Source organism: Kitasatospora sp. NPDC127067 (genome assembly GCF_042724755.1).
GTDB classification, from domain to species: domain Bacteria; phylum Actinomycetota; class Actinomycetes; order Streptomycetales; family Streptomycetaceae; genus Kitasatospora; species Kitasatospora lactacystinica.
Genome location: NZ_JBHXEM010000248.1, coordinates 1 through 4,817 on the forward strand (window position 1 = coordinate 1; position 4,817 = coordinate 4,817).

4 protein-coding genes and 1 pseudogene are annotated in these 4,817 nt (G+C 71.9%); 1 reads left to right on the plus strand and 4 read right to left on the minus strand.

Annotated features, from left to right (window positions below; all coding sequences use genetic code 11):
* The 4 genes from ACFWJ4_RS40825 to ACFWJ4_RS40840 all read right to left on the minus strand — a co-directional run.
* Positions 1–380, minus strand: a 380-nt coding sequence (locus ACFWJ4_RS40825; protein WP_380554329.1) for a hypothetical protein, incomplete at its 3' end; no start/stop codon positions are given.
* Positions 381–573: 193 nt separating this feature from the next.
* Positions 574–1,617 carry an LLM class flavin-dependent oxidoreductase gene (locus ACFWJ4_RS40830; protein ID WP_380554332.1) on the minus strand — a complete coding sequence of 348 codons (1,044 nt, stop codon included), beginning with the start codon at positions 1,615–1,617 and terminating at the stop codon, positions 574–576.
* A 244-nt stretch (positions 1,618–1,861) separates the two neighbouring features.
* The gene (locus ACFWJ4_RS40835; protein ID WP_380554335.1) at positions 1,862–2,251 is read right to left on the minus strand and encodes an SCO5389 family protein; all 390 of its coding nucleotides are present in this window, start codon (positions 2,249–2,251) and stop codon (positions 1,862–1,864) included.
* A gap of 141 nt (positions 2,252–2,392) precedes the next feature.
* On the minus strand, positions 2,393–3,913 hold the full coding sequence (locus ACFWJ4_RS40840; protein WP_380554338.1) for an MFS transporter: 1,521 nt from the start codon (positions 3,911–3,913) through the stop codon (positions 2,393–2,395).
* Between the two features lie 405 nt (positions 3,914–4,318).
* Between ACFWJ4_RS40840 and ACFWJ4_RS40845 the strand changes: the two are divergent.
* A pseudogene (locus ACFWJ4_RS40845) lies at positions 4,319–4,817 on the plus strand (IS5 family transposase); the annotation flags it as partial.

Consider the following 4,817-nt stretch of genomic DNA (forward strand, 5'->3'; position numbering starts at 1 on the left):
GAGATCACCACGGGGATCTCGAAGGCGTGGTGGTCCCGGACCGGTGCGGCGAAGGCGGGCGCGTCGTCGTCGAACTGCCGGGCGAAGTTCCCGGCGAAGAAGGTGAAGAAGGCGATCACGAGGGCGACGGCGCCCAGCACCGTCGCCGCGCGGCCCGGTGGCTGGTCGCGGATCGGGACGGGTGCCAGGGCGCGGGCGAGGTCGGAGACGATCTGGCGGGTCCGGTGGTCGCCGCTCCCCTGCGAGGGCCGGGTGGTGACCCGCGTCCTCCCCGCGTGGTACACGGCCGGGACGCCGCGGACCTGGTCGGTGAGCCCGCAGTTCGGGCAGGGGTGCAGGGCGGGCGGCGGCGGTACGGGTGTGGCGTGGTAGGGCCCCATCGCGGTCTCCCCCCGGGGTGGCGTCCGGCCGGGGCGGCCGTCCGTCCGTACCGGCTTGGGACGCCGTGCCGGACGCGGTGGTTGCGGCCGACTCCCGCTGCCTGTCCGCCTGTTGGGGACGGGGATGGGGACGGGGACGGGGACAGGGACAGGGACAGGGACAGGGACAGGGACAGGGAAGGGGTCGGGCGGGTCAGCCCTCGGCGGGCGTCGGCTGCGGACGCCAGCCGAGCGCGGGCCCGAGCCGGGTCGCCAGGTCGGTGAGGATCTGCACGTAGTCCTCGTGTTCGAAGGTGAACGGCAGGGCGAAGGCGACCTCGTCCACCTCGCGGTAGCCGGCGTGGGCGTGCAGCCGTTCGACGAGTTCCTCGGTCGTCCCGACCAGGTCGGGGGCGAACAGCAGCCGGGCCGGGCCCTGCGGGGCGTGGGTGCGCGGGGTGCGGGCGAGGGCGTACGCCCGGTACTTGGCGCGCTGCTCGGGGGTGGCGCTGTCGGTGGGGATGACCACCAGGCCGTGGGAGACCCGGGCGCGCTCGCCGTCGGGGTGGCGCTCGCGGAAGGCGCGGATCTGGGCGGCCTGGATGGCGGCGAAGTCGAGTGGGCCCTCCTCGCTCTCCGGCCTCACCACGCTGCTGGTGAGCAGGTTGAGCCCCTGCTCGCCGGCCCAGCGGGCCGAGCGCAGGCTGCCGGCGCCGTACCAGAGCCGGGACGCCAGGCCGGGGGAGTGCGGCTGGACGCGGCGGGAGTACACCTCGATGCCCTCGGTGCCGGCGAAGTCGGAGGCGTCCTCGCCGCGGACCAGGGCGAGCAGCCGTTCGGCGCGCCGGGGGCTGAAGTCCTCCTGCTCGCCGGTGTCCGGGTAGAGCGCGCCGCGCACCTGCTCGTAGTGGGTGGGCGGGCCGACGCTGAAACCGGGGTTGAGCCGGCCGCCGGAGAGCACGTCCACGGTGGCCAGGTCCTCGGCGAGCCGCAGCGGGTTCTCCCAGCCGAGCGGGGTGACGGCGGTGCCGAGCTGGATGCGGCTGGTGCGCTGGGTGGCGGCGGCGAGGACGGCGATCGGGGAGGAGATGCCGTACTGGAGGTGGCGGTGGCGCAGCCAGGCGCTGTCGAAGCCGAGCCGCTCGCCGAGGGTGATGAGGTCGAGGGTGGACTCGTGGCCGCAGCGGGGGTCCGCCTCGTCGAAGAGCCCGATGGTCAGGAAGCCGAGTTTCCGCAGCGGGCGAGGGGTCGGCGACATGGTGGGCTCCGCGGGGGTGAGGGGCGGCGGGGTGAGGGCCGGTCGAGATGGTGCGTTTCGAACGTAAGCGGCCGCCGCGCCGTCCGACAAGATCGACGCACGATCCGGTCACCGGCCCGCAACACGGCGCAACGCGGGTGTCACGTGCGGCGGCTCCCACCCCGGTGGGCAGGGTGGGAGCCGCCGTGATACGGGTCGCGCCCCGGCTGTGCTCGGGCCGCGTCCGGGCCGCCTCCGGAGGCTGTCAGCAGCTGCGCAGCTCCGGGCTCTGGTTGCGGATCTGGTTGTGCAGCGAGGTGAACTCGCGGTACGCCGCGCCGTCCTCGGCGCCGGGGCGGAAGGCGCCGACGCGGTGGCAGTTGACGAAGGCGAGCTTCACCCCGAAGTGGCTCTCCAGGCTGCCCCGGATCGCGTTGCTGGCGAGCGCGCGCAGCAGCTGGGCGCGCTGCTCGTCGCTGGGCGTGGCGTTGTCGGTGGTGAACTCCTCCTGGCCGGTGGCGAGTTCGGTGCTGAGCCCGGACACGACCTGGTAGGCGTACGGGAGGGAGGTGCGGACGGTCTCGAGGAAGTCGGCCTCGTCGACGCGGCCCTGCTGGGCCTGGGCGAGGAGGGCGGGGGAGACGTCGAGCGACATGGAGGTCCTCTTTCGGGGATGCGTGGGCTTCGGCCGCTGGCGGGCAGCGGTGACCGGCGGAACGGGCAGCGCTCACCCGCACCGGTTATCGAAGATGAAAACCATTGCAAGAAAGACTCTCCCGGTCACCCCGACGCCCTGTCAAGCGCCGCCCCCCGAAGGACTGACGGCGGGCGGCACCGGCAGGTGGCCGACCTTGATCACGAACACCGCGATCGCCACCGCCAGCGCCGCGAAGACCAGGCCCATCTGGAACGCGCTGGCGATGCCGTGCACCAGCACCTGCGAGGAGTACGGCGCCGGGAGCCGGCCGGTGGCCCGGAACTGGGCGAGCTGCTGCGGGGTGGCCTGTCGCAGGAACGCCCCGGCCTGCTGCCGGGCCTCGTTGCGGCTGGCCGTGCCGAACACCGTGACCAGGATCGACAGGCCGAGCGAGCCGCCCACCTGCTGGGTGGTGTTGAGCATGCCGGTGGCCGCGCCGGTCTCGTGCGGGGCGACGTGGGAAACGGCGGTCAGCATCACCGGGACGAAGATCGAGCCCATGCCGAAGCCGAACAGCAGGGTCGGGCCGAGGATGCCGCCGACGTAGGTGCTGTCGATGTCGATCTGCGTCGCCCAGACCACCCCGCTCAGCACCAGCAGCGAGCCGGTCACCAGGAAGGGCTTGGGGCCCCAGCGCAGCTGGTTGCGGGCGGCGAACTGGGCGGCGGCGATGATCGCCACGCTGATCGGCAGGAACGCGAAGCCGGCCCGCAGCGGGCTGAAGCCGAGGATCTCCTGCACGAACAGGGTGATGAAGAAGAAGATGCTGAACATCGTCGCGGCCACGCAGAGCATCAGCCCGTACGCGCCCGAGCGGTTGCGGTCGCGGAACAGGTGCAGCGGGGTGATCGGCTGCGGCACCCGCCGCTCGTTGAACAGGAACGCGACCAGCAGTGCGGCGGCGAGGCTGAAGGCGGTCAGCGTCACGGGGTCCGTCCAGCCGTGGTCGGAGGCACGGATGAAGCCGTACACCAGCGAGACCATGCCCGCCGTGGCGGTGAAGGCGCCGGTCAGGTCGAAACGCCCCGGGTGCCGCTCGGACTCGTTGATGTACAGCGGCGCCAGCAGCGCGATCGCGATGCCGATCGGCACATTGACGAAGAACACCCAGCGCCAGGACAGCCAGGAGGTCAGCATGCCGCCGAGCAGCAGCCCGATCGCGCCACCGGCCCCGGCCACGGCCGAGAACACCCCGAAGGCCCGGTTGCGCTCCGGGCCCTCCTTGAAGTTGGTGGCGATCAGCGCCAGTGCGGTCGGCGAGGCGATGGCGCCGCCCAGGCCCTGGAGCGCCCGGGCCGCCAGCAGCCAGGCCGAGGACTGCGCGACGCCGCCCAGCAGCGAGGCCAGGCTGAACACCAGCACGCCGACCATGAACACCCGCCGCCGCCCGAGGATGTCGCCGGCGCGCCCGCCGAGCAGCAGCAGCCCGCCGAAGGTGAGCGTGTAGGCGTTGATCACCCAGGACAGTTCGGTGGTGTTGAACCCCAGCGCCGACTGGATGTGCGGCAGCGCGATGTTCACGATCGTGATGTCCAGGGTACCGATCAACCGATCCGGTGCGGTGATCGTACAGGCGGTCGGCGGCGAAGTGGAAGATCCCGTCCTGGCGGGGGACGGCAGTACGCCCCGTCCCGGTAGTGGGTCGGAGGAATCGGCGCGCACAGCACGCGACGCGCAAGATGGCCCGCCGACCTGCGGAGACGTTCGAGGTAAGCACCGCCCCCAGGCTTTTGAGGACACGCCGTCAAGCGCAAGCTCCCTTGCATGAGAAGAGCCGGCTCGGGCTGCTTGGTGGTCTTGGCGAGTCGGGACCGATGGCGCGGGGCATCTCAAGGTTTGACCCGGTTCGACAGGGTCTCGCCGTATCGATGCTGACCCTTTGCTGACTTCTGTGAGTGGCCGTCAGATCAATCCCTTGGCCCTCGTAGTATGGGCATTGGCAACCGGGCCAAGCGGTCCTAACAGAAGCCGACGCGGGCGTGACTGTCGAGCTTGGTGCTCGTTGGTCGGTGCGTGGGGAAGAGGGTGTCTCGTCCGTGGGTCGTGTCGGACGAACTGTGGGGACTGATCGAGCCGTTGCTGCCGCCGGAGCCGCCGAAGCTGAAGCCGGGGCGTCCTCGGGTGCCGGACCGGCAGGCCCTGTGCGGGATCCTGTTCGTGCTGCACACCGGAATCCAGTGGGAATACCTGCCGCAGGAGCTGGGCTTCGGCTCGGGCATGACCTGCTGGCGGCGCCTGGCGGCCTGGAACGAGGCCGATGTGTGGGACAGGCTCCATCTGGTCCTGCTGCGAAAGCTGCGGTCCGCCCGGCAGCTCGACTGGTCCAGGGCGCTGATCGACTCCACCCATGTCCGGGCCGCTCGACGGGGCCCAAAAGCGGGCCCGGCCCGGTCGACCGCGCTCGACCGGGCAGCAAGCACCACGTCCTCGTCGACGGCCGGGGCATCCCGCTCGCGGTGTCACTGACCGGCGGCAACCGCAACGATGTCACCCAGCTGCTGCCCCTGCTCGCGAAGGTCCCCGC